This is a genomic window from Streptomyces sp. NBC_00691 (assembly GCF_036226665.1).
GTDB lineage: Bacteria > Actinomycetota > Actinomycetes > Streptomycetales > Streptomycetaceae > Streptomyces.
The window spans coordinates 2,992,485-3,017,612 of the sequence record NZ_CP109007.1 but is presented as its reverse complement, the minus strand read 5'-3'; the positions used below and the strand labels follow the sequence as shown (position 1 = coordinate 3,017,612).

The following is a 25,128-nucleotide window of genomic DNA, read 5'->3' as shown; positions in this document are numbered from 1 at the left end:
TCACATCCGGAAGACGCCGAACTGGGGGTCTCCCAGGGGCGCGTTGGCACAGGCGGTCAGGGCGAGTCCGAGGACCTGCCGGGTCTCCAGCGGGTCGATGACCCCGTCGTCCCAGAGGCGGGCGCTCGCGTAGTAGGCGCTGCCCTGGGTCTCGTACTGCTCGCGGATCGGGGCCTTGAAGGCCTCCTCGTCCTCCGCGCTCCACCCGTCGCCGAGCTGGTCGCGCTTGACGGTCGCGAGGACGGACGCGGCCTGCTCGCCGCCCATCACCGAGATCTTGGCGTTCGGCCACATCCACAGGAAGCGCGGCGAGTACGCCCGGCCGCACATCGAGTAGTTGCCCGCGCCGTACGAACCGCCGACGACGACCGTCAGCTTCGGGACTCGGGTGGTGGCCACGGCCGTGACCATCTTGGCGCCGTGCTTGGCGATGCCGCCGTGCTCGTACGCCTTGCCGACCATGAAGCCGGTGATGTTCTGCAGGAAGACCAACGGGATGCCGCGCTGGTCGCACAGCTCGATGAAGTGCGCGCCCTTCTGTGCGGACTCGGCGAACAGGATGCCGTTGTTGGCGACGATGCCGACCGGGTGGCCGTGGATCCGGGCGAAGCCGGTGATCAGCGTCTGCCCGTACTCGGACTTGAACTCCTGGAAGCGGGAGCCGTCCACGACCCGGGCGATGACCTCGCGCACGTCGTAGGGGGTACGGGAGTCCACCGGCACCGCGCCGTACAGCCCGGCCGGGTCCACCTTCGGCTCCTCGACCGGCTCGACCGACCACGGCAGCGGGCCGCGCTCCGGGAGCGTCGCGACGATGTTCCGGACGATCCGCAGGGCGTGGGCGTCGTCCTCGGCGAGATGGTCGGTGACGCCGGAGATCCGGGAGTGGACCTCGCCGCCGCCCAGCTCCTCCGCCGTCACGACCTCACCGGTCGCCGCCTTCACCAGCGGCGGACCGCCGAGGAAGATCGTGCCCTGGTTCCGGACGATCACGGCCTCGTCGCTCATCGCCGGCACGTACGCGCCGCCGGCCGTGCACGAGCCGAGGACCGCCGCGATCTGCGGGATGCCCGCACCGGACATCCGGGCCTGGTTGTAGAAGATCCGGCCGAAGTGCTCCCGGTCGGGGAAGACCTCGTCCTGCATCGGCAGGAAGGCGCCGCCCGAGTCGACCAGGTAGAGGCAGGGGAGACGGTTCTCCAGGGCCACCTCCTGGGCCCGGAGGTGCTTCTTCACCGTCATCGGGTAGTACGTGCCGCCCTTGACCGTCGCGTCGTTGGCGACGATCACGCACTCCCGGCCCGAGACCCGGCCGATGCCCGCGATGACCCCGGCCGCCGGGGCCGCGTCGCCGTACATCCCGTTCGCCGCGAGCGGCGCCAGCTCCAGGAAGGGGGAGCCGGGATCGAGGAGGGTGTCCACCCGGTCCCTCGGCAGCAGCTTCCCGCGCGCGGTGTGCCGGGCCCGGGACTTCTCACCGCCGCCCAGCGCCGCCGCCGCGAGCTTGGCGCGCAGGACGGCCGCCAACTCGTGGTGCGCCGCCTCGTTCGCCTGCCAGGCCGGCGAGGCGGGATCCGCCGCACTCGCCAGCACAGGTGCCTGCTGCATCCCTCGAGCTCCCTTGCTCGGTTAATGAGCGTTAACGTATGCCGTTCAGGTTAACGACCGCTAACCGGGTTGTCTAGAATCGAATCCATGACCACGACCCCGGCCGCGACGCGGACCGCCACCGGCAGGACCGACGCCCCGACGAGGCGCCAGCAGATCCTCAAGGAGGCCGCCCGCCTCTTCGCCGAGCGCGGTTTCCACGGCGTGGGCGTGGACGAGATAGGGGCCGCCGTCGGCATCAGCGGCCCCGGCCTCTACCGCCACTTCCCCGGCAAGGACGCGATGCTCGCCGAACTCCTCGTCGGCATCAGCGAGCGGCTCCTCGACGGCGGCCGGCTGCGGGTCGGCGAGACCGGCGGCGACCCCGAGGCCCTCCTCGGCGCCCTCATCGACGGCCACATCGACTTCGCCCTCGACGACCGGCCCCTGATCACCCTCCACGACCGCGAGCTCGACCGCCTCAGGGACGAGGACCGCAAGCGGGTGCGGCAGCTCCAGCGGCAGTACGTGGAGCTGTGGGTGACGGTGGTGCGCGAGCTGTACCCGGACGCGGGGGAGTCGGAGTCGCGGACCGCGGTCCACGCGGTGTTCGGCCTGCTCAACTCCACCCCGCACCTCGACGCGATGGGGCGCCGCTCCATGGAGGACCTGCTCCGGCGGCTGGCCCACGGGGCCTTCGCCGCGCTCCGGGGCTAGCTCGGAGCGGGTCCACGGGACGGAACGATTGCCCACAAGGGCGGGCCGTCGTCCAGAATGATCCCCATGCCGATACTCAGCCGCCCCGCCCTTGTCGAGCACCTCGTCCGCACCCGGATCGCGGGAGACGTCGCCACCCCGCGCGACAACAACCTCTCCCACTACCGCAAGCTCGCCAACGGCGACCGGCACTACTGGCTCGGCCTGGAGCTCGGGGACCGCTGGACCGACGAGCAGGACGTGCTCGCCGTGATGGCCGAGCGCTGCGGTGTCATCGACGACCCGGCCCACCGGGCCGGCCAGGACACCATCGACCCCGAACTCACCGTGGACGGTCTGGACCGGATGGCCGCCCGGTTGCGCAAGGCCGCAGCCGGCAAGGAGCGGGTCCTCTTCGCGACCGGGCACCCCGGCGCCCTGATCGACGTCCACAGCCGGGTCGCCGCCGGGCTGCGCGCCCAGGGCTGCGACATCGTGAGGATCCCCGGCGGCCTCGTCGCCGACGAGGGGTACGTCGTGCAGTTCGCCGACGTCGCGGTCTTCGAGCGGGGCGCGAGCCTCTGGCACACCCACTCCCCGGAGCCGATGAACGCGATCCTCGACGCGCTCGGCGAGGACGGACGGCCCGATCTGGTGATCGCGGACCACGGCTGGGCCGGCCGGGCCGGCCAGCGGGGGATCGACTCCGTGGGGTACGCGGACTGCAACGACCCCGCGCTGTTCATCGGCGAGGCCGAGGGCACGATGCAGGTCACGATTCCCCTGGACGACCACGTCCTCGACCCGCGCTTCTACGAACCGATGACGGCGTACACCCTGAACGCGGCGGGCCTCGCCTGACGGCCCTACTCCGGGGTCCCGTTCCGCCGCTGCTCCACGCCCGGTGTCGGGTCCAGGTAGACGCGGCGGATCGACGGGAACCGTTCGCGGAGCTGGTCCTCGGCGTCCTCGCAGGCCCATTCCACCTGCTCCGCCGAGGAGACGTCGCGGAAGTCGACCTTCGCCGCGATCAGGACCTCGCCCGGCCCCTGGATCAGCGTCGTCAGTTCCAGGACGTCCACGATGTGCGGCACGGAGAGCAGCTCCTCACGGACCTCGGCCCGCACGTGCTTCGGGAGCGGCCGGCCGATGAGGAGTTCGGCGTTGGAGCGGCCCAGGACCCAGGCCACGTACACGAGCAGCGCGCCGATGAGGATCGAGGCGACGCCGTCCCAGACGTCGGAGCCGGTGATCTGGACGCCGAGGAGGCCGCCGGCCGCGAGCATCAGTCCGGCGAGTGCGGCGGAGTCCTCCAGAACGACGGCCTTGACCGTGGTGTCGGGGGTGAGCCGCAGGTACCGGGCGAAGGGGGCTCGCGCCCGTTCCGCCTCGGCCTTCACCTGTCTGACGCCGGTCCGCAGGGAGAACGACTCCAGGACGAAGGCGACGCCCAGCACGATGTACGAGACCAGCGGGTCGCCCGGCTCCTCGCCGTGGGTGAGGGTGTGGATGCCGTCGTAGACGGAGAAGACCGCGCCGCCCACGAAGGTGGCCACGGCCGCGAGCAGCGCCCACACGTACCGCTCGCCCGCGTAGCCCACCGGGTGGTCCTCGTCGGCCGGCTTCTCGCTCCGCTTCAACGCGGTGAGCAGCATGACCTCGGTGACGGTGTCGGCGACCGAGTGGGCGGCCTCCGACAGCATCGCGCTGGATCCGCTGATGACACCGGCGACGGCCTTGGCGGCGGCGATCCCCAGATTCGCCACCGCCGCCACGATCACCGTGAACGTGCTCTCGCTCTGTTCCGCCATGGACCGGACGCTATGTCCGGTCCTCAGCGCGGCACGCGAACGACACCCTCCTGGATGACCGAGATCGCGAGCCTGCCGTCCTGCGTCCAGATCCGGGCCTGGCCCAGGCCGCGCCCGCCGGACGCGGTCGGCGACTCCTGGTCGTAGAGGAGCCATTCGTCGGCCCGGAAGGGGCGGTGGAACCACATCGCGTGGTCCAGGGACGCCCCGACGACGTCCCCGACGGCCCAGCCGCCCCGCCCGTGCGCGAGCAGGACGGAGTCGAGCAGCGTCATGTCGGAGACGTACGTGGCGAGGACGACGTGGAGGAGGGGGTCGTCGGCCAGTTTGCCGTTGGTGCGGAACCAGACCTGCGAGCGCGGCTCGCGGGGCTCCCCGACCGAACCCCACGGGGGGACGTCGGCGTAGCGGAGGTCGACGGCCGCCCTGGCCTCGATCAGCCGGTCCGCGACCTCGCGGGGGAGGTGACGGGGCAGCATCTCGGCCGGTGTGGGGAGCGACTCCGGGTCCGGCGCGGCCGGCATCTCCGCCTGGTGGTCGAGCCCCTCCTCGTACGTCTGGAACGACGCCGAGAGGTGGAAGATCGGCTGCCCGTGCTGGACGGCGACGACCCGCCGGGTGGTGAAGGAGCGTCCGTCGCGGATGCGGTCGACCGTGTAGACGATCGGCGCGCCCGGGTCCCCGGGACGCAGGAAGTACGCGTGGAGCGAGTGCGCCAGACGGTCTTCCGGGACCGTCCGCCCCGCCGCCACCAGGGCCTGGGCGGCCACCTGGCCGCCGAAGACACGGGGGACGAGCGCGGAGCGGGACTCGCCCCGGAAGATGTCCCGCTCGATCCGCTCCAGGTCGAGCAGATCGAGCAGGCCGTCCAGGGCGTCGTGCGACTGCGGCACTTACAGGCCCATCGACTTCGCGATGATCGACTTCATGATCTCGCTGGTGCCGCCGTAGATGCGGTTGACGCGGTTGTCGGCGTACAGGCGCGCGATCGGGTACTCGTTCATGTAGCCGTAGCCGCCGTGCAGCTGGAGGCAGCGGTCGATGACGCGGTGCGCGACCTCGGTGCAGAAGAGCTTGGCGCTCGCGGCCTCGGCCGGGGACAGCTCGCCCGCGTCCAGGGCCTCCAGGGCGCGGTCGGCCACGGCCTCGGCGGCGTCGACCTCGGCCTGGCAGGCGGCCAGCTCGAACTTGGTGTTCTGGAAGTGCGCGACCGGCTTGCCGAAGACGGTGCGGTCCTGCACGTACTCCTTGGCGAAGCGCACGGCGGCCTTGGCCTGCGCGTACGCGCCGAAGGCGATGCCCCAGCGCTCGGAGGCCAGGTTGTGGCCGAGGTAGGAGAAGCCCTTGCCCTCCTCGCCGAGGAGGTCCTCGACGGGCACCTTGACGTCGACGAAGGCCAGCTCGGCCGTGTCGGAGGTGCGCAGGCCCAGCTTGTCCAGCTTGCGGCCGATGGAGTAGCCCTCGGACTTGGTGTCCACGGCGAAGAGGGAGATGCCGAAGCGGCGGTCCTCGGCCGTCGGGGCCGACGTACGGGCGCAGACGATCACGCGGTCGGCGTGGACGCCACCGGTGATGAAGGTCTTGGAGCCGTTGAGGACGTAGTGCGTGCCGTCCTCGGAGAGCTTGGCGGTGGTCTTCATGCCCGCGACGTCGGAGCCGGTGCCCGGCTCGGTCATCGCGAGGGCCCACATCTCCTCGCCGGTGACGAACTTCGGCAGGTAGCGCTTCTTCTGGTCGCCGGTGGCGAGCATCTTGATGTACGGCAGGGCGAGCAGCACGTGGACACCGGAGCCGCCGAACTGCACACCCGCGCGCGAGGTCTCCTCGTAGAGGACGGCCTCGAACTTGTGGGTGTCCAGGCCCGCGCCGCCGAACTCCTCGGGCACGTTGATGCCGAAGATGCCCAGCTCGCCGAGCTTCTCGTAGAACTCGCGCGGCGCCTGGCCGGCCGCGAACCACTCGTCGTAGACCGGGACGACCTCGGCCTCGATGAAGGCGCGGATGGTCTCCCGGAACGCCTCGTGGTCCTCGTTGAATACGGTACGGCGCACGAGCCGCCTCCTTCGTGTCCGGTGTCCGGTCCTGGTCCGCTTGTCTAAGCGCTTGCTCAGTCTTGCTCCTCGAAGTTACCCAGCGGTCACCCGCTCTGTCCAGAGCCCTCGCCTGTGATCCAGCGCCTACCGACGGCGTCGTACTCCTGGACCGGCCGCCCCTTGATCCCGCTGGTGCGGAAGGGCTTCCCCGTCTCGTCCGCGATCCGCACCGTGCCCGAGCGGCCCTCCGAGCTCCAGACCAGTTCCAGGTACCAGCGGCAGTCGCAGCCCGCCGTCCCGGCGGTGACGAGCAGCTCCTCGGGGTCGGCGGCGCTGACCGCGTACGGGAAGGAGACCGCGGGGAGCGTCCGGCCCTCCGATCCGGAGGCGTCGTACCCGTCCAGCGACCGCGCCACGGGCCGCGGCCGGTCCAGGTCCACCTCGAACCGGCGAGGCGTCACCGCCCCGCCGCACCCGTCGTCCATCCGGTACGCCGGCCACGCCGGCGGAGCGCCCCGCTCGACCACCCGCACGTGCAGCGCCTGGAGCACCACGGCCGCCGCGCCCTTCCCTTGCACCGACACCCGCACGAGCGTCTTCCCGCCGTCCACGGCCCCCTGTGCCGCCGCCCAGCTCCGCGCGTCGGCCGCCTCGGGCGGGGGAGGGGGTGTGCGCCGGACGAGGTAGGTGTGCCCGCAGCCGTTCTCCCAGAGGTCGGAGGCGACCGTCCAGGTGAGCGGCGCCGGCGGTGCGGCGGGCTGCCGGGGGGCCTTCCCGGGCAGGAGTACGGCTCCGAGGGCGACCGTCACCACGACCGCCAGCGCCCCGCCGACCACGCCCGGCCACCCCCAACGGCGCCCGGGCCGCTCGGGCGGGGGGCCCGGCACGCGCGCGTGCACGGGTTCCAGCTCGGACTCGGGCTCCGGCTGCGGTGCCGTCCCGGGCTCCGCGGCCGGTCCCGGCTCGGGCTCCGGCCCCGGGTCGGGCTCCGGCCCCGGCCCCGCGTCGGGCCCGGGCGCCGACTCCGCGCCGGGCTCCGGTGCCGGCGGGCGGCGGGCACCGTCCGCGCGGGTCCAGGCCGTCTCCAGGGCCCGCCGCTCCTCCTCGTCCGCCCCGCACAGCAGGGCGAGGCGGTCGACCACGGCGAACTCCTCCGGGACGGTCGCGCCCGAGCAGTAGCGGTGGAGGGTGGACGCGCTGACGCTCAGGCGTCGGCCCAGCGCCTCGTAACTGCGCCCGTCCCGCGCCTTCAGCGCGCGCACGAGCCGCGCGAACTCCTCGACGGCGGCGTCCTTCGGCATTCCATCCCCCTCGGCCCTGCGTCCCACGCTTCATGTCCTTGCACGTCAGCGGGGGTGGGATGGTTCCGGGACGGGGGGCGGGCGCGGCACCGTTGCAGGCGGCGGGCGCCGGCCCGACGCTGGTGGAGCACTGACCGAACGACCCGACGGGGGATCCACCACCATGAACACGCTCCGTACCGCAGTCGCCACCGCCGCCGCTGCCGCCCTGGGCCTTGCGGCCCTCGCTATCGCACCGGCGCAGGCCGCCGCCCAGCCCGCCTTCCTCGCGGCCTCCCAGATGCCGCCGTCGTCGACCCCGTGGACCGCCACACCGGTCTTCGCCGGCGTCCCGGAGAACGGCGGCGCCCTCTGCGCCCCGTACAAGATCCCGGCGCAGAACACCCGGTACCGCGAGTTCAGCACCGAACTCGACACCAACGGCGTCCAGATCACCACCGTCGCCCGCACCGAGGCCGACGCCGTGAAGCTGGTCGACACCCTCCGCAAGGCCCTCGCCGGCTGCGGCCCCCTCCTCGAGCGGCAGAACCCGGGCCTGCACGCCGTCAGCGCCTCCCACGGCAAGCTCGCCGTCGAGGAGGGCGCCTGGGTCTACAGCCTGGACACCGCCGACCCGGAGATCGGCAACACCGACATCCACCTCTTCGCGGTGGGTCGTGACGGCAGGACCGTCACGTTCGTCCGCTGGGGTCAGATGGGCGACCTGAAGGACGCCCCGCTGACGGCCTTCAGGACGACGACGAAGACCGCCGTGAACAAGCTCTGGTCCTGACGCAGCGTCATCACGGCGCAGGTCGAACTACTCAGAGTGACAGTCAAGTCGCAGAGCACCTCCGATGGGGCGATACTGGGAGGTGAACTTCCGACGCCGGCGCGCTCGTGAGGCGAGCCGAGCCGCCCGTCCGTCGCCGGACCGCTGTCGGCCGGGGGGATCCACGTTCATTCCGAACGATGATGCGAAAGGACGCGTCATGGAACTCGAATCCCTCCCTCTCGAATCCCTTCCCGACGAGGTCGTCGCCGAGATCGAGGTACGGGACCGCTGGAGGCGCGCGTCGGCCGCCGGCGGCCTGGAGTTCCTCGTCACCGACATCGGGAAGTGGCCCCCCGGCAGGACGCTCCGGGTCGCGTTCCTCGACGGGAACGACCAGTTGCACGCGGACGTCGCGGGAGCGACGCGGCAGATCACCGACTCCTGCAACCTGACCCTCGACTTCGGCGGGAACGGTGCGGCCGGCTCCTTCCGGCGGTGGACCACCGCCGACACCGTTCCGGTCGCCGAGATCCGGGTCAGTTTCGACCTGCCCGGCTTCTTCTCCCTGGTGGGCACCGACAGCACGGACGGCGCCATCGGCGCGGGCGGCGGCCCGGTCGGGGGAAACCCCGGCCAACGCAGCCTGAACCTGGGGCGGTTCGCGGTCGACAGGCCGGCCCGGTGGGAGGGCACCGTGCGGCACGAGTTCCTGCACGCCCTGGGGTTCCACCACTCCCACCAGAACATGCGCGGCACCTGCGAGGGCGAGTTCCGCTGGGAGGACGAGGCCGGGTACGTGCCCACGCAGGATCCGAGCGGTGTCTTCGTGGCGGACGCCCAGGGCCGGCGCCCCGGCATCTACACCTACCTCGCGGGTGAGCCGAACAAGTGGCCGCGCGCGAAGGTGGACCACAATCTCCGCACCGTGGACGCCCCGGACCTGGTCGCCGGGCCCTTCGACACGCAGTCCGTGATGCTGTACCGGTTCCCGGCGTTCTTCTACAAGTCCACCCCCAGCAGCTGCGCGCCGACCGGCGACGGGCAGAACCTGTCGGCCGGCGACAAGCGCGGGCTCGACCTGCTCTACCCGCACACGGTGGACGGGCTGGCGGGGCGTCAGGCCCGCGCCGACGCGGTCCTGGAGTCGCTCGGGGCCGGTCCGGAAGGACTGCCCGGCGCGAACGGCGGAGGCCTGGCCGCGAGGTACCGCAGCCGGGTCGAGGAGCTGGCGGCCGCCCAGGCCGCGGGCGTGCGCTGACCCGGCCGGGTACCGGCCTCTCGGTCCGCCCCTCGGAGGCCCCGCCCTCAGCGGGACTTGAGCGCGAACCACAGCTCCATCCGGACGTCGGGGTCGTCCAGGTCCCGGCCCAGAAGGGCGGCGCAGCGGGAGATGCGCTGGCGGACGGTGTTGCGGTGGATGTCCATCGCGACGGCCGTCCGGTCCCAGCCGCCGTGCAGCGAGAGCCAGACGCGCAGGGTCTCGGCGAGCGGTGTGTTCAGCGGGGCCAGCAGGGCGCGCGCGTGGGCGGTGGCCTCGTCCGGGTCCACCAGGGCGGCGATCCCGCCCGGCCGGTGCCGCGCCAGTTCCGCCCCGGTCGCCTCCGCCCGCCGCAGGGCGCGCGCCGCCTGAGCGTCCGCCGCCGCGAGGTCGCCCGCCTCGACGGGGGCGCTCGCTCCCAGCGTCCAGCCGGACTGGGCGGTGACGGGGGAGGCGGCGGGCACGAGCAGGCGTACGACCCCGGGCGCGTCCCCCTGAGCCGTACCGGCCGTCTCCGCGGCCGCCGGGGCCCTGCCGCCCGGGCCCGTCGCCCCCGCAGCCGAGCCACTCGCGCCCGCGGCCCCCGGGGCCGTACCGCCCGCGTCCATCAACGGTGTCCCCAGCGCCGCCGCCAGGGCGGCCGCGGCGAACGGGGTGCCGTCGCCGCCCGAGGCGTGGACCACCGTCCACGGGCCCGGGCCCAGGGTGTCCGCGATCTCGTCCGGTGCCGCGCCGAGCAGGAGCCGGACGAGGGCCCCGTCCCGCACGGCCGCCTCCGCGCCCCGGTGCGGGGCGGTCAGCAGGGACAGCAGGACGACCGCGACGCCCGCGATCGTGTGGTCCCCGGGGCCGCGCCGCTCCGTCGCCACCCCGAGCGTCAGCCCCTCCCCGCCGCCGAGCGCGTACGCGGCCAGCCGGAGCCCGCCGCCGTCGCCGCTCGCCGAGGCCGGGCCGCCCGGCCGCGGGCCGAGGACGCCCGCGAGGTCCCGCAGGGCTCGGGCCGCCCCGGCCGGCACCTCCCGGCCGGCCGCCACCGACTCCGTGCCGTCCGCCCCGAAGAGCACCGCCCGTCCTCCGAGCCGCGAGGCGAGCGCGCCGAGCACCGCCGGGACCGGCGCCGGGCGGGCCGCGGCCGCCGCCAGGGACTGCTGCGCCTCCGTCACCCGGCGGAGCTCGTGCAGCCGGGCTTCCGCCATCAGCCGCCACAGTGCCCGGGCCACCGCCGTGAACGGGGTCCTCGGCGGCACCTCGACCAGCGGCAGGCGGTGCCGGGCGCAGGCCTCGACGAGTTCGGCGGGGACCGTGTCGTACACCGGCGTCACACCGAAGGCGAGCGCAGCCGCCCCCGCCTCCACCACCCGCTCCACGTAGTGCGCCGGATCGGCCAGCTGCACGCCCGCCGTCATGAGCAGCTCACCGCCGAGGAGGTACGGATAGGGGTCGGCCATCTCCGAGGTGTGCACCCAGTGGATCGAGACGTCCTCGGGGCCGGCGAGGAGCCGCAGCCCGAGGTCCCGCCGGGCGAGCAGCGCGGTCAGCGAGACCGGCGGCGCGGGAGGGGTCGGGACGGGCTCGGCGGAGGTCATGGTCATGTGCCCTTCGTACATCCCCCGGCCGTTCAGTGGAGGAAACGTACACTTCATCGGCGCTTTCCGGCCACCTACTGTCATGGCAACCGGAGGCCGCGGGTACGGGCGGATGTCCCCGCGATCAGCTTCCGGTCACTCCCCTGCACGACACGCCACCGAGGTGAACGAAGGAGGCCCCATGGCCGTCGACTACACAGTGATCGCCCTGTACCTGGCCGGCATGCTCGCGATGGGCTGGTGGGGCATGCGCCGCGCCAGGTCCAAGAGCGAGTTCCTGGTCGCCGGGCGCCGCCTCGGTCCCTGGATGTACTCCGGCACGATGGCCGCCATCGTCCTCGGCGGTGCCTCGACCATCGGTGGCGTGGGCCTCGGCTACAAGTACGGCCTCTCGGGCGCCTGGATGGTCTTCGCCATCGGCCTCGGCCTGCTCGCGCTGAGCGTGTTCTTCTCCGCCCGGATCGCCCGGCTGAAGGTCTACACCGTCTCCGAGATGCTCGACCTGCGCTACGGCGGCCGGGCCGGTGTCATCTCGGGCGTCGTCATGTGGGCGTACACGCTGATGCTCGCGGTCACCTCGACCATCGCGTACGCCACGATCTTCGACGTCCTCTTCGACCTGCCCCGGACGCTCGCGATCGTCCTCGGCGGCACCATCGTCGTCGCCTACTCGACGCTCGGCGGCATGTGGTCCATCACCATCACCGACATGGTGCAGTTCGTCGTGAAGACCATCGGCGTGCTGCTCCTGCTGCTGCCGATCGCCGTCGTCAAGGCGGGCGGCTTCGCCGAGATGAAGGCCGCGCTGCCCACCTCGTACTTCGAGCCGCTCGGCATCGGCGGCGAGACGATCTTCACCTACGTGCTGATCTACACCTTCGGCATGCTCATCGGCCAGGACATCTGGCAGCGGGTCTTCACCGCCCGCACGGACAAGGTCGCCAAGTGGGGCGGCACCGTCGCCGGCACCTACTGCCTCGTGTACGCCCTCGCCGGAGCCGTCATCGGCACCGCGGCGAAGGTGCTCTACCCGACCCTGCCCAGCGCCGACGACGCCTTCGCCACCATCGTCAAGGACGAGCTGCCGATGGGCGTCCGGGGTCTCGTCCTCGCCGCCGCCCTCGCCGCCGTCATGTCGACCTCGTCCGGCGCGCTGATCGCCTGCGCCACCGTCGCCAACAACGACATCTGGTCGCGGCTCCGGGGCAAGGTCACCGGCGCGGGCTCCGGCGAGGCGAGCGACCACGACGAGGTGAAGGGCAACCGTGTCTTCATCCTCGTCATGGGCGTCGCCGTCATCCTCATCGCCATCGCACTCAACGACGTCGTCCAGGCCCTCACCGTCGCCTACAACCTGCTGGTCGGCGGGCTCCTCGTGCCGATCCTCGGCGGACTGCTCTGGCGCCGCGGCACGGTCCAGGGCGCGCTCGCCGCGGTCGGCGTCGGCGGTCTGGCCGTCATTGGCCTGATGTGGACTTACGGAATCCTTGCAAATGAGCCTGTTTACTATGGTTTGTTGGCCTCGCTCGCCGCATATGTGATCGTTTCCCTGGCGACCCGCCCGACGGACGCCGCCGTGCTCGCGCACTGGCGCGCCCGCCTCGCGGGCCGGGAGACCCCCGAAGCCGACCCGGCGCCGGAGACCGTCCCGGCCACCGCGACCGGCTGACCGCACCGAGACCCCCGGACGGGGCCCCGAGACCCGAGGCCCCGACCGGACCCCACCGAAACACCCCAGGAGGACCCGACCATGAGCAGCAGCGACCAGAACACCCCGCGCGGCCCGATCGACTCGTCCCGCATCCCGCGGTACGCAGGTCCCGCGACGTTCGCCCGGCTGCCGCGGCTCGACGAGGTCGGCACCGCCGACGTCGCCGTGGTCGGCGTCCCCTTCGACAGCGGCGTCTCCTACCGCCCCGGCGCCCGCTTCGGCGGCAACGCCATCCGCGAGGCCTCCCGCCTGCTGCGCCCGTACAACCCGGCGCAGGACGCCTCCCCGTTCGCCCTCGCCCAGGTCGCGGACGCCGGTGACATCGCCGCCAACCCGTTCAACATCAACGAGGCCGTCGAGACCATCGAGGCCGCGGCGGACGACCTGCTGAACTCCGGCGCCCGCATGATGACCCTCGGCGGCGACCACACCATCGCGCTGCCGCTGCTCCGCTCCGTCGCCAAGAAGCACGGCCCCGTCGCCCTGCTCCACTTCGACGCGCACCTCGACACCTGGGACACCTACTTCGGCGCCGAGTACACCCACGGCACCCCGTTCCGCCGCGCCGTCGAGGAGGGCATCCTCGACACCGAGGCGCTCTCCCACGTCGGCACGCGCGGCCCGCTGTACGGCAAGCAGGACCTCACCGACGACGAGAAGATGGGCTTCGGCATCGTCACCTCGGCGGACATCTACCGCCGCGGCGCCGACGAGGTCGCCGACCAGCTGCGCCAGCGGATCGGCGACCGCCCGCTGTACATCTCCATCGACATCGACTGCCTCGACCCGGCCCACGCGCCCGGCACCGGCACTCCGGAGGCGGGCGGCATGACCTCCCGCGAACTCCTGGAGATCCTCCGCGGCCTCTCCTCCTGCAACCTGGTGTCCGCGGACGTCGTCGAGGTCGCCCCGGCCTACGACCACGCCGAGATCACCGCGGTCGCCGCCTCCCACACCGCGTACGAACTCACGACGATCATGTCCCGCCAGATCGCCGCGAGCCGCGCCGCGAAGTAGGACCCCGGCCGGGCGCGGCTTGCGCCGCGCCCGGCCGCTGTCGCAGGTTGTGCCCACCGGCCCGCCCGGCCCGCACCCGACCGACCAGCCACGCCAAGGGACCCCATGACTCACGACCACGACCTGGTCCTGCGCCCCACCGCCGCGCAGACGGAGGCCGCGCTCAACCCGCCCGCCGGGCGCAACGGCGGCGACCTCGTCGTCGAGACCCTCACCGGCCTCGGCGCCACCACCGTCTTCGGCCTCCCCGGCCAGCACGCCCTGGGCATGTTCGACGCCCTGCGCCGCTCCTCCCTCCGGTACGTCGGCCTCCGCGTCGAGAACAACGCGGGCTTCGCCGCCGACGCGTACGGCCGGATCACCGGCGAGGCGGCCCCGCTGCTGCTCTCCACCGGCCCCGGCGCGCTCATGTCGCTCGCCGCGCTCCAGGAGGCGGCAGCCGCCTCCGCGCCCGTCCTCGCGATCGGCAGCCAGATCCCGGTGGCCGGCCTCGGCGGCGGCCGCCACGGCTACCTGCACGAGCTGCGCGACCAGCAGGCGTCCTTCCGGGACATCGTGAAGTCGGTCCACACGGTCCGTACCCCGTCCCAGATCCCGTCGGCCATCGCCGCGGCCTGGGAGTCGGCGCTCACCGCCCCGCACGGGCCGGTCTGGGTGGAGATCCCGCAGGACGTGCTCCTCGCGGAGACCACCCTGCCGGTCGTGACGGCGATGGACGCGACGCCCGAGGACATCGCGCCGCGCCCCGAGCTGACGGCGGTCGCCGCGCACCTGCTGGCGAACGCCGAGCGCCCGGCGGTCATCGCGGGCGGCGGGGTCGTCCGCTCCGACGCCTCGGGCAAGCTGCTCGCGCTCGCGGAGCGGCTCGACATCCCCGTGGTGACGACCTTCGGCGGCAAGGGCGCGTTCCCCTGGGAGCACCCGCTGTCGCTGCAGTCCTGGCTGGAGGACCGGCACACCACCGACTTCCTGGAGGACGCGGACGTCCTGCTCGTCGTCGGCTCCGGGCTCGGGGAGCTGTCCTCGAACTACCACACGTTCGCGCCGCGCGGCCGGGTGATCCAGATCGAGGCGGACGCCGGGAAGCTGGAGTCCAACCACCCGGCGCTCGGCATCCACGCGGACGCCAGGCTGGCGCTCCAGGCCCTCCTGGAGACGGCTCCGGAGCGCCGGGACCCCACGGCCCCCGAGCGGGTCTCGGCCGTCCTGACGAAGGTCCGGGACCGGATCGCGGCGCAGGGCCTGGGCCTGGAGCAGCGGATCGTCGCGGCGGTCCGGGAGGCACTCCCGGAGCGTTCCCCGAGCTTCTGGGACATGACGATCCTGGCGTACTGGGCGTGGTCGGCCTTCGACGCGAAGCACCCGAACACGATGCACTCCGCGCAGGGCGCGGGCGGCCTCGGCTACGGCTTCCCCGCGGCGCTCGGCGCGGCGGCGGCGGACCCGAGCCGGCCGGTGCTCGCGGTGTCCGGCGACGGCGGCGCGATGTACTCGATCGCGGAGCTGGCGACGGCGAAGCAGTACGGCTTCGACGTGACGTGGCTGATCGTGGACGACGGCGGCTACGGCATCCTGCGCGAGTACATGACGGGCGCGTTCGGCGAGGCCACGGGCACGGAGCTGGCCCGCCCGGACTTCGTGGCCCTCGCGGAGTCCTTCGGCGTCCCGGCGACCCTGACGACCCCGGAGTCCCTGACGGCGGACCTCGCGAAGTCCCTCGCGACCCCGGGCCCCTCGGTCGTCGTTCTCCCGGCCCTGCTCCGCATGTTCGAACCGACACACCTCTGACGGCCGCGGGGGCCCGCCCGCCCATCCGGGCGGCGGGCCGGCCGCGTCACCCCACGAGCCCCTCCCACGCCTTCCGGTACGCCGCGAGCCGCGCCTCGTACCCCTGCCGGAACTCCCGCGCCTCGTCCTTGTTCAGGCCGTCCCGCGACACCCGCTGTGCGGGTACCAGCCCGACCGCGTCGGCCATGACCACCACGGCCGCGTCTGCGACGGTCCCGCCCCGCTCCCTCGCGAGGAACGCCTGGTGCCCGGCCTCGCCCAGGAGCTGCCAGCAGATGTTGCGGGGGTTCCCCGCCGCCCGGTCCAGCTGCTGAACCGACACCGGCTCGACCCGCCCGGCCGCCGCCAGCCCCCTGATCGTGAGCAGTGCCGCGTACAGCTGCCCCCAGGCATACGGCCTGCCGTCCTCGACCCGCGCCACGTACGACCCCTTTCCCCGCGCCCACGGGCCCGCCGGACGACGGCCCCCGGAATCCCTACCATCGTGCGGGCGCATCCGTCCCGGGACCACGGTCCCGTCCCCCCGGGGACGTATGAACGAAGCCTCGCCCCGTTTTGTTGCGGCGGGATGAAATCGCAGCCCACCCGTGTTGGGGCATGCGGTAGAGCAGGACGAACGGGAGGCCACTCGTGGCGGCGGTCGGGGAAAAACAGCAGGGCTGGGCGCGCAGGCTGGCCGGGTACGCGTGGCGCTACAAGGCGAACACCTTGCTCGCGCTCGGGTCCTCGCTGGCCGGCATGGCCGTGCTCGCCCTGGTGCCGCTGGTCACCAAGGTGATCATCGACGACGTCATCGGGACGAAGACCCGGGACCTCGGCGTCTGGACCGGCCTCCTCATCGGCGCGGCCGTCCTCGTCTACGCCCTCACGTACGTCCGCCGCTACTACGGCGGACGGCTGGCCCTCGACGTCCAGCACGACCTGCGTACCGACATGTACGCCACCATCACCCGCCTCGACGGGCGGCGGCAGGACGAGCTGTCCACCGGACAGGTCATCGGGCGGGCCACCAGCGACCTCCAGCTGATCCAGGGCCTGCTGTTCATGCTCCCGATGACGATCGGGAACATCCTGCTCTTCCTGATCTCGCTGGGCGTCATGGCCTGGCTGTCCCTGCCGCTCACCCTCGTCGCCCTCGCCGTCGCCCCCGCCCTCTGGTTCATCGCCAAGCGCAGCCGCACCCGTCTCCACCCCGCCACCTGGCACGCCCAGCAGCAGGCGGCGGTCGTCGCCGGGGTCGTCGACGGGGCCGTGACCGGTGTCCGCGTCGTCAAGGGCTTCGGCCAGGAGGACCAGGAGACCGGCAAGATCCGCGAGGCCGGGCGGAAGCTGTTCGCCGGCCGGCTGCGGACGATCCGGCTGAACTCGCGGTACACCCCGGCCCTCCAGGCCGTCCCCGCCCTCGGCCAGGTCGCCGTCCTCGCCCTCGGCGGCTGGCTCGCCTACCGCGGCCAGATCACCCTCGGCACCTTCGTCGCCTTCTCCGCCTACCTGGCCTCCCTCGTCGGCCCGGTCCGGATGCTCGCCATGGTCCTCACCGTCGGCCAGCAGGCCCGCGCCGGCGTCGAGCGGGTCCTCGACCTCGTGGACACCGAGCCGGTCATCAAGGACGGCGCCAAGGAACTTCCGGCCGACGCGCCCGCCACCGTCGAGTTCGACGACGTCGCCTTCGCGTACGACGGCGCCGACGGCAGGACCCGCCCCGTCCTCGACGGGTTCTCGCTGGAGATCCGCGCCGGCGAGACCGTCGCCGTCGTCGGCGCCTCCGGTTCCGGCAAGTCCACCGTCTCCCTCCTCCTCCCGCGCTTCTACGACGTCACCCACGGCGCCGTCCTCGTCGGCGGCCACGACGTCCGCGAGCTCACCCTGGACTCGCTGCGCGCCGCGATCGGCCTCGTCCCCGAGGATTCCTTCCTCTTCTCCGACACCGTCCGCGCCAACATCGCGTACGGCCTCCCGGACGCCACTCAGGAGCAGATCGAGGCCGCCGCCCGCGCCGCCCAGGCGGACCGTTTCATCGCCGAGCTGCCCGCCGGGTACGACACCAAGGTCGGCGAGCACGGCCTCACCCTCTCCGGCGGCCAGCGCCAGCGCGTCGCCCTCGCCCGGGCGATCCTCACCGACCCCCGGCTGCTCCTCCTCGACGACGCCACCTCCGCCGTCGACGCCAAGGTCGAGCACGAGATCCACGAGGCCCTGAAGTCGGTGATGGCGGGCCGTACGACCCTGCTCATCGCCCACCGCCGCTCCACCCTCGGCCTCGCCGACCGCATCGCCGTCCTGGAGGACGGCCGGCTCGCCGACATCGGCACCCACGCCGAGCTGGAGGAGCGCTCCCCGCTCTTCCGCCGTCTGCTCACCGACCCCGACGAGCTGGGCGCCGTCTCGCCCGGCCACGTCACCCCGGCCGAGGTCCCCGAGGACCGCACCCTGCGGGCCGAACTGGACGCCGAGTTCGACGCCGAGCGCGGCATCACCCCCACCCTGTGGGTACGGGACGAGACCACCGACCGGGAGAGCGACGCCCCCGGGGCCACCCCCGAGCTGCTCGCCGCCGTCGAGGCCCTGCCGCCCGCCACCGACACCCCCGGCATCGACGAGGCCCGCGCCGTCTCGCCCGAGGACAGCTACGGTCTGCGCCGGCTGCTCCGCGGCTTCGGCGCCCCGCTGCTCATCAGCCTCGGCCTGGTCGCGCTCGACGCGGGCGCCGGCCTGCTGCTCCCGGTCCTGATCCGGCACGGCATCGACGAGGGCGTGAACCGGCTCGCGATCGGCGCCGTCTGGGCGGCCTCCGCGCTCGCCCTGGTCACCGTGCTCGTGCAGTGGGTCGCGCAGACCGCCGAGACCCGGATGACCGGCCGTACCGGCGAGCGGGTCCTCTACGCGCTGCGGCTGAAGATCTTCGCCCAGCTCCAGCGGCTCGGTCTCGACTACTACGAGCGCGAGCTCACCGGCCGGATCATGACCCGGATGACCACGGACGTGGACGCTCTGTCGACGTTCCTGCAGACGGGCCTGGTCACCGCCTTCGTCTCCGTCGTGACCTTCTTCGGGATCATGGTCGCGCTGCTCGTGCTCGACCTCCAGCTCGCCCTGGTGGTCTTCGCGACCCTGCCGGTCCTCGCCGTCGCCACGTACTACTTCCGCCGCTCCAGCGTGAAGGCGTACGAGCTGGCGCGCGAGCGGATCAGCGTCGTCAACGCCGACCTCCAGGAGTCCGTCTCGGGCCTCCGGATCGTGCAGGCCTTCCGGCGCGAGGAGTCCGGCGCCGCCCGGTTCGCCGAGCGCAGCGACCACTACCGCGAGGCGCGCGTCCGGGGCCAGTGGCTGATCTCGGTCTACTTCCCGTTCGTCACCCTGCTGTCCTCGGTGGCCGCCGCGGCCGTCATGATCGTCGGCGCGAACCGCATCGACGGCGGCACGCTGACCACCGGCGCGCTCGTCGCCTATCTCCTCTACATCGACCTGTTCTTCGCCCCCGTGCAGCAGCTCTCGCAGGTCTTCGACGGCTACCAGCAGGCAGCCGTCTCGCTGAAGCGGATGCAGGAGCTCCTCCAGGAGCCGACGTCGACGGCCGTCGCGCCGGCCCCCCTGGACGTGCTCTCGCTGCGCGGCGAGATCGCCTTCGAGGACGTCTCCTTCGCGTACGGCGGCGAGGACGGCGCCCCCAAGGGCGAGACCGCGCTCACCGGCATCGACCTGCGCATCCCGGCCGGTCAGACCGTCGCGTTCGTCGGCGAGACCGGTGCGGGCAAGTCCACCCTGGTCAAGCTGGTCGCCCGGTTCTACGACCCGACGGGCGGCCGGGTCACCGCCGACGGCACCGATCTGCGCGACCTGGACCTCACCGCGTACCGGCACCGGCTCGGCGTCGTCCCGCAGGAGGCGTACCTCTTCGCCGGGACGGTCCGCGACGCCATCGCGTACGGCCGCCCCGAGGCGACCGACGCCGAGGTGGAGGCGGCGGCCCGTGCGGTCGGCGCGCACGACATGATCGCGACCCTTGACGGCGGCTACCTCCACGAGGTCGCCGAGCGGGGCCGCAACCTCTCGGCCGGTCAGCGCCAGCTCATGGCCCTGGCCCGCGCCGAGCTCGTCGACCCGGACGTCCTGCTGCTCGACGAGGCCACGGCGGCCCTGGACCTGGCCACCGAGGCCCAGGTCAACCAGGCCACCGACCGCCTCGCCGGCCGCCGGACCACCCTGGTCGTCGCCCACCGGCTGACCACCGCCGCCCGCGCCGACCGGGTGGTCGTCATGGACCACGGGCGGGTCGTGGAGGACGGCACGCACGAGGAGCTCCTCGCCCTGGACGGCCGGTACGCGACCCTGTGGCGGACGTTCATCGGCGAGAGCGTCGACGAGGAGGAGCCGGAGCGGGTGTGAGTACCCGCGCGTCCGGCGGATGAGACCGCGCGCCCGGGGCCCGGGCGCGCGGGGCGCGAGGGGGTCTGAGCCCCGAGCCCCGCCTCCGTGCCGCCTCGCCCGTCCCGATCGCCCCGCCGGACGCGGAGGGCGCGCGTCCGGGAAGCGGTCGACGGGACCCGGCAGGCGCCCGCCCAGCCGGAGGCAACCATTCCGAGGCGGGGCGCGTCGTACGCCCGTACGCCGGACCACTCGGGAGGGGAACACATGCCCACGGACACGCAGCCCGCACGACGTGGCCCACGGCTGCTCGCCCGAGTCCTCGCGCCCCTCCTCGCCGCCCTCGCCCTCGTCCTGACCCCGTCCACCCTCGTCCCCGGCGCCGGCGCCGGCACCGCCGAGGCCGTCTCCGTCTGCCAGGGCAGGCCCACCCGGACCCTCAGCTTCGCCACCGGAGAGCTCCGCCTCTACCGGACCCGCCACTACGTCTGCGCCGTGACCGTCGCCAGGAACCCCGGCGCCCGGCGCCCGATGGCCGTCTCCCTCCAGCCGCGCGGCGGCCGGCCCGCCGTCCGGGCCGGACGCTTCGACCGCCAGGCCGGGCCCGTCACCGTCCACGCCCTCAACCGCTGCGTCCGTGCGAGCGGTTCGGTGGCCGGGCGGGGCGCGTCGACCGGCTGGATCCTGTGCTGATGTACAGGAAAGTCCAAGAGTAAGGATCAACTGGGGCTGGCGGTCCACACGTTGCCCCCGCTAGGTTCGCGACACCGTTGTGAACCAAGGGGAGGGTGAATGCGCAAGTCGCTGAGATGGGCGCTGTCGCTTTCGGTGCTCATAGGCACCGTGGCACCGACCGGCGTGGCTACCGCCGCGGACACGGACACGGGCAGCACGGCCGTCGTCGACTCGCAGAGCACGGACATCAAGGACCGCATCCTGGCGATCCCCGGGATGAGCCTGATCGAGGAGAAGCCGTACGCGGGCTACCGCTTCTTCGTCCTGAACTACAAGCAGCCGATCGACCACCGGCGTCCGTGGGCCGGCACGTTCGACCAGCGGATCTCCGTCCTCCACAAGGACACGAGCCGCCCGACCGTCTTCCGCACCAGCGGCTACTCGCTGAGCACGGCCCCGAGCCGCGCCGAGCCGACGCGGATCATCGACGGCAACCAGGTCTCCATGGAGTACCGCTTCTTCACTCCGTCCCGGCCGCAGCCCGCCGACTGGTCGAAGCTCGACATCTGGCAGGCCGCCAGCGACCAGCACCGGATCTTCACCGCGCTGAAGAAGATCTACGGCCAGAAGTGGCTCTCCACCGGAGCCTCGAAGGGCGGCATGACCGCCACCTACTTCGAGCGCTTCTACCCGCGCGACATGGACGGTGTCGTCGCCTACGTCGCCCCGAACGACGTGGTCAACAAGGAGGACTCGGCCTACGACCGGTTCTTCGAGACCGTCGGCACCAAGGACTGCCGCGACCGCCTGAACAACCTGCAGCGCGAGGCCCTCGTCCGCCGCGCGCCCCTGGAGGCCAAGTACCAGGCGTGGGCCGAGTCGGAGGGCGCCACCTTCAACACGGTCGGCACGCTCGACAAGGCCTTCGAGGCCGTCGTCCTCGACTTCGTGTGGGGCTTCTGGCAGTACTACGGCGAGGACGTCTGCGACCAGATCCCGGTGGCGAAGACCGCCACCGACGACGAGGTGTACAACACGATCGACGCCTACTCGGGCTGGTCCGCCTACACCGACCAGGGCCTGGAGCCGTACACGCCGTACTACTACCAGGCGGCGACCGAGCTCGGCTCGCCCACGATCAGGCAGCCGCACCTCAAGGGCCTGAGCCGCTACGGCTACCAGCCCGCGAGCAACTTCGTGCCGCGCGAGATCCCCATGAAGTTCAAGCAGCACGCCATGCGTGACGTGGACGACTGGGTCCGCAAGAACGCGAACAAGATGCTGTTCGTGTACGGCGGCAACGACCCCTGGGGCTCCGAGAAGTTCCACCTGGGCAAGGGCGCCCGCGACAGCTACGTGTACGTGGCGCCGGGCGCCAACCACGGTGCGAACGTCGCCGGGCTCGTCGAGGCCGAGCGGAACAACGCCACCGCCCGCATCCTCGCCTGGGCCGGAGTCCCCGCCCCGGCCGTCCAGGCGGCGCAGCCGCTGGCCCGCTTCGACGCGCGCCTCGACCAGAAGGTCGACGAGGACGCCACGAAGGAGCACGGCCTGCGGCCGTAACCGCCGCGAGGGGGGTGGGGTGCGTCCGGCGGCGCACCCCACCCTCCGTCGTGTCAGCGGTACGACAGACCGTGTCCGACCGGGTAGAGCACCTTCGCCGGGTCGTCGGCGCTCTGCACCGGGACCGGCAGGCGGCCCCTGGGTCTGACCCTGCCCGCCAGGACCCTCACCGCGGCGCGGAGTTCGACATCGGTCCACGAGTAGGCGGCGAGCGTCGCCCGCTGGCCCTCGATCCGGGCGATGTCGTACGGGTTGCGGATCGAGATCGTCACGACGGGGACCCCCGTCGCGACCAGCCGCGCCACGAGCGTGCGCTGCGGGCTGGTCGCGGTGACGTTGTACGTGCCCACCACGACGACGTCCTTGCCCGCGGCCGCCGCCACGGCCTGCTCGATCGCCGCCGCCGTCGGGGTGATCCCGGTGGAGAGCGCGGTCGCGGTGAACCCCAGCTCCGTCAGTGCGGTCGCGAGCGTCGTCGTCGGCGGGCCCGTCGTCCCGGACGGGGAGGCCGGGTCGGCGCCGACGACGAGGACCTTGCGGTGGCCGGTCCGGCTCAGCGGAAGGAAGCCGCCCTCGTTGAGGAGCAGGGTCGTGGTGGCCTCGGCGATCCGGTCGGCCCGGGCGAGATGGGCGGCGGTGCCGACCACCCGCTCCACGCCGGCCCGGGTGACGTACGCGTTCCGGAAGAGGCCGAGCTTCGACTTGAGCCGCAGAATCCGCAGGATCGATTCGTCGAGCCGGGCCTCCGTCAGGTCGCCGTCCTTGACGGCTTTCAGGACCGCGTTCCAGGCCACGTCCAGCTTCGGCGGATTGAGCAGCTGGTCCACCCCGGCCTTCAGGGCGAGCACCGGGACGCGCTCGTCGCCGTACTTGGTGCGCACCCCCTCCATGCCGAGCGCGTCGGTGACCACCACACCGTCGTAGCCGAGCTCCTCGCGGAGGATGCCGGTGAGGATCGGCCGGGACAGCGTCGCCGGGTCCTCACTCGGGTCCAGCGCCGGGACCACGATGTGCGCGGTCATGATCGAGTCGATCCCGGCGGCGATCGCGGACCGGAACGGCGGGGCGTCGAGCTCGCTCCACTGGGCCCGGGTGTGGGTGATCGTCGGGAGCCCGTAGTGGCTGTCGACGGCGGTGTCGCCGTGTCCCGGGAAGTGCTTGGAGGTGGCCGCGACCCCGGCCCGCTGATAGCCCTTGACCTGTGCGGCGACCAGGCCGGCGACCGCCGCCGGGTCGGCGCCGAAGGAACGGACGCCGATGACCGGGTTGGCCGGGTTGACGTTGACGTCCGCGACCGGGGCGTAGTTCTGCCGGATGCCGACGGCCGCCAGCTCCGCGCCCGCGATCCGCGCCGCCTCGCGGGCGTCCGCGTGCGAGCCGCCGGCGCCGAGGGCCATCGCGCCGGGCACCAGGGTGGCGGGCTCGCCCACCCGGCAGACGATGCCGTGCTCCTGGTCGGTGGAGATGAGCGCGGGGACCGGCGTGGGCTGGGCGAGCGCCGCCTGCTGGATGCCGTTGGAGAGCGCGGCGATCTGCTGCGGGTCCCGGGTGTTGTGGGCCCAGGAGAAGTAGATGACGCCGCCCACGTGGTAGCGCTCGACCAGCTCGGCGGCCGTACGGACACCGATCTCCTGCAGGTTGGCGTCGATGTCGGCCTGGTCGGGGGCGGTGGCGGAGTGTCCGTACACCCGCATCACGAAGAGCTGGCCGACCTTCTCCTCGAGGGACATGCGGTCGATGATCCGCCGGAGTTTCCGGTCGTCGTGCCGGTCCTGCCCGGCGAGGGCGGGGGTGCTCACCCCGGTGACGGCGGCCGCTGCCGCGGCGGCGGTCACCGTGAGGAGGGTGCGTCGGGAGGGGGCGGGGGCGCGGTGGTGCACTGATGCTCCTTCCGGCCGTGCGAGGTTGGAGGAATCCATGCGCGAGAACCTCGGAAGCCACCGTTGAAGGAAACTTCCAAGGAGTCACGGATAGCCCGAAAGTAACTGCCAGGTCAAGGACCCGCGCACGAATCACCCACGGCGGCGATCCCGGGCCAGAGGTCCTGGAGCGTACGGACCGTCTCCCGGATCGCCGGGCGCCGCGCCGCGCCGGTCCGCCACATGGCGTGCAGACGACGCGTCGGCATCGGGTCGAGCCGCACCGGCACCACCTCCGCCGGCAGTGCCCCGCGCCCCAGGCGCGGCACCAGCGCGATGCCCAGACCGGCCGCCACCAGGGCGACCTGCGTGTGGTTCTCCTCCGCCTGATGGACGATCAGCGGCTCGAAACCCGTCTCCCGCAGCGTCCGCGTCAGCCAGTCGTGGCACACCGTCCCCGGCGGCTGCGAGATCCACCGCTCCGCCGCCAGCTCCTCCCGGCGCACCGAGTCCCGCTCCGCGAGCGGATGCTCCCGGTGGACGAGGATGTCGCACAGGTCGTCGCCGATCACCGCCTGCTCGACCCCCGGCGGTACGGGAAGCGGGGCGATGTCCCAGTCGTGCGCCACCGCAAGGTCGATGACCCCGCGCGCCACCAGATCGACCGACACATGCGGATCCACCTCCGAGAGCCGGGCGTCGACCTCGGGATGGACCCGGCCCAGCTCCGCGAGCACCCGGGGCATCAGCCCGCGCGCCGCGCTCGCGAAGCAGCCGACGGTCAGCCGCCCGGCGGGCCGGCCCCGCCGCTCCTCCAGCCGCACCTCCGCCTCCTCCACGAGGGCGAGCAGCTGCCGAGCGGTGGCGGCGAGGTGATGGGCGTCGTCGGTGAGGCGGACGCCGCGGCCGCTGCGTTCGAGCAGGGTCGTACGGGTCTCCCGCTCCAGCTTCGCGATCTGCTGGGAGACCGCGGACGGCGTGTAGCCGAGGGCGGTGGCGGCGGCACCGACGCTGCCGTGGACGGCGACGGCGTGCAGGGCGCGCAGACGGCCGAGATCCAGCACGGGCGCTCCTCCTCTTCGATACGCGGGACGGCCGAGCACGCCTCGTCCCCCGCGTACACC

At 72.9% G+C, this 25,128-nt stretch carries 19 protein-coding genes; 10 read left to right on the top strand and 9 right to left on the bottom strand.

Features of this window, described 5'->3' with window-relative positions:
• Positions 1–1,608 carry a carboxyl transferase domain-containing protein gene (locus OG392_RS13540; protein WP_329279007.1) on the bottom strand — a complete coding sequence of 536 codons (1,608 nt, stop codon included), beginning with the start codon at positions 1,606–1,608 and terminating at the stop codon, positions 1–3.
• A gap of 87 nt (positions 1,609–1,695) precedes the next feature.
• On the opposite strand from OG392_RS13540, the gene OG392_RS13535 reads away from it, so the two are divergent.
• Together OG392_RS13535 and OG392_RS13530 are read left to right on the top strand one after the other, a co-directional pair.
• Positions 1,696–2,304 (top strand): SACE_7040 family transcriptional regulator, encoded by a 609-nt coding sequence (locus OG392_RS13535; RefSeq protein ID WP_329279004.1) that lies wholly within the window; start codon positions 1,696–1,698, stop codon positions 2,302–2,304.
• Positions 2,305–2,370: 66 nt separating this feature from the next.
• Positions 2,371–3,144 (top strand): phosphatase, encoded by a 774-nt coding sequence (locus tag OG392_RS13530; RefSeq protein WP_329279002.1) that lies wholly within the window; start codon positions 2,371–2,373, stop codon positions 3,142–3,144.
• Between the two features lie 5 nt (positions 3,145–3,149).
• Here OG392_RS13530 and OG392_RS13525 read toward each other — a convergent pair whose 3' ends face one another.
• From OG392_RS13525 to OG392_RS13510, 4 genes are all read right to left on the bottom strand, one after another.
• Positions 3,150–4,094 carry a cation diffusion facilitator family transporter gene (locus tag OG392_RS13525; protein WP_329279000.1) on the bottom strand — a complete coding sequence of 315 codons (945 nt, stop codon included), beginning with the start codon at positions 4,092–4,094 and terminating at the stop codon, positions 3,150–3,152.
• Positions 4,095–4,117: 23 nt separating this feature from the next.
• The gene (tesB, locus tag OG392_RS13520; RefSeq protein WP_329278997.1) at positions 4,118–4,987 is read right to left on the bottom strand and encodes an acyl-CoA thioesterase II; all 870 of its coding nucleotides are present in this window, start codon (positions 4,985–4,987) and stop codon (positions 4,118–4,120) included.
• Positions 4,988–6,145: an acyl-CoA dehydrogenase family protein gene (locus OG392_RS13515; protein ID WP_329278994.1), complete on the bottom strand. Its 1,158-nt coding sequence runs from the start codon at positions 6,143–6,145 to the stop codon at positions 4,988–4,990.
• 86 nt (positions 6,146–6,231) lie between these two features.
• Positions 6,232–7,428, bottom strand: coding sequence for a helix-turn-helix domain-containing protein (locus tag OG392_RS13510; RefSeq protein WP_329278992.1), 1,197 nt, complete (start codon positions 7,426–7,428; stop codon positions 6,232–6,234).
• Positions 7,429–7,591: 163 nt separating this feature from the next.
• Here OG392_RS13510 and OG392_RS13505 point away from each other — a divergent pair, with 163 nt between their 5' ends.
• A complete protein-coding gene (locus tag OG392_RS13505; protein WP_329278990.1) occupies positions 7,592–8,200 on the top strand; it encodes a hypothetical protein in 609 nt (202 codons plus the stop codon).
• A gap of 199 nt (positions 8,201–8,399) precedes the next feature.
• On the top strand, positions 8,400–9,440 hold the full coding sequence (locus OG392_RS13500) for a hypothetical protein (protein WP_329278988.1): 1,041 nt from the start codon (positions 8,400–8,402) through the stop codon (positions 9,438–9,440).
• A gap of 47 nt (positions 9,441–9,487) precedes the next feature.
• Here the strand turns inward: OG392_RS13500 and OG392_RS13495 are convergent, their stop codons facing one another.
• Positions 9,488–11,032 carry a PucR family transcriptional regulator gene (locus OG392_RS13495; protein WP_329278986.1) on the bottom strand — a complete coding sequence of 515 codons (1,545 nt, stop codon included), beginning with the start codon at positions 11,030–11,032 and terminating at the stop codon, positions 9,488–9,490.
• 175 nt (positions 11,033–11,207) lie between these two features.
• On the opposite strand from OG392_RS13495, the gene OG392_RS13490 reads away from it, so the two are divergent.
• From OG392_RS13490 to OG392_RS13480, 3 genes are all read left to right on the top strand, one after another.
• Positions 11,208–12,695 (top strand): sodium:solute symporter, encoded by a 1,488-nt coding sequence (locus OG392_RS13490; RefSeq protein WP_329278984.1) that lies wholly within the window; start codon positions 11,208–11,210, stop codon positions 12,693–12,695.
• A gap of 81 nt (positions 12,696–12,776) precedes the next feature.
• On the top strand, positions 12,777–13,754 hold the full coding sequence (speB, locus tag OG392_RS13485) for an agmatinase (protein ID WP_329278982.1): 978 nt from the start codon (positions 12,777–12,779) through the stop codon (positions 13,752–13,754).
• Between the two features lie 105 nt (positions 13,755–13,859).
• Positions 13,860–15,542, top strand: a complete 1,683-nt coding sequence (locus OG392_RS13480; protein WP_329278980.1) for a thiamine pyrophosphate-binding protein — start codon at positions 13,860–13,862, stop codon at positions 15,540–15,542.
• 46 nt (positions 15,543–15,588) lie between these two features.
• Here the strand turns inward: OG392_RS13480 and OG392_RS13475 are convergent, their stop codons facing one another.
• The gene (locus OG392_RS13475) at positions 15,589–15,963 is read right to left on the bottom strand and encodes a hypothetical protein (RefSeq protein WP_329278978.1); all 375 of its coding nucleotides are present in this window, start codon (positions 15,961–15,963) and stop codon (positions 15,589–15,591) included.
• 209 nt (positions 15,964–16,172) lie between these two features.
• On the opposite strand from OG392_RS13475, the gene OG392_RS13470 reads away from it, so the two are divergent.
• From OG392_RS13470 to OG392_RS13460, 3 genes are all read left to right on the top strand, one after another.
• The gene (locus OG392_RS13470) at positions 16,173–19,928 is read left to right on the top strand and encodes an ABC transporter ATP-binding protein (RefSeq protein WP_329278976.1); all 3,756 of its coding nucleotides are present in this window, start codon (positions 16,173–16,175) and stop codon (positions 19,926–19,928) included.
• Between the two features lie 246 nt (positions 19,929–20,174).
• Positions 20,175–20,600, top strand: coding sequence for a hypothetical protein (locus OG392_RS13465; protein ID WP_329278974.1), 426 nt, complete (start codon positions 20,175–20,177; stop codon positions 20,598–20,600).
• Positions 20,601–20,699: 99 nt separating this feature from the next.
• A complete protein-coding gene (locus tag OG392_RS13460; RefSeq protein ID WP_329278972.1) occupies positions 20,700–22,145 on the top strand; it encodes an aminopeptidase in 1,446 nt (481 codons plus the stop codon).
• Between the two features lie 53 nt (positions 22,146–22,198).
• Here the strand turns inward: OG392_RS13460 and OG392_RS13455 are convergent, their stop codons facing one another.
• Together OG392_RS13455 and OG392_RS13450 are read right to left on the bottom strand one after the other, a co-directional pair.
• Entirely contained in the window at positions 22,199–24,025 is a 1,827-nt protein-coding gene (locus tag OG392_RS13455) for a glycoside hydrolase family 3 protein (protein WP_329278971.1), read from the bottom strand.
• Between the two features lie 113 nt (positions 24,026–24,138).
• The gene (locus OG392_RS13450; RefSeq protein ID WP_329278969.1) at positions 24,139–25,068 is read right to left on the bottom strand and encodes a LysR family transcriptional regulator; all 930 of its coding nucleotides are present in this window, start codon (positions 25,066–25,068) and stop codon (positions 24,139–24,141) included.
• Between the last annotated feature and the right edge of the window lie 60 nt (positions 25,069–25,128).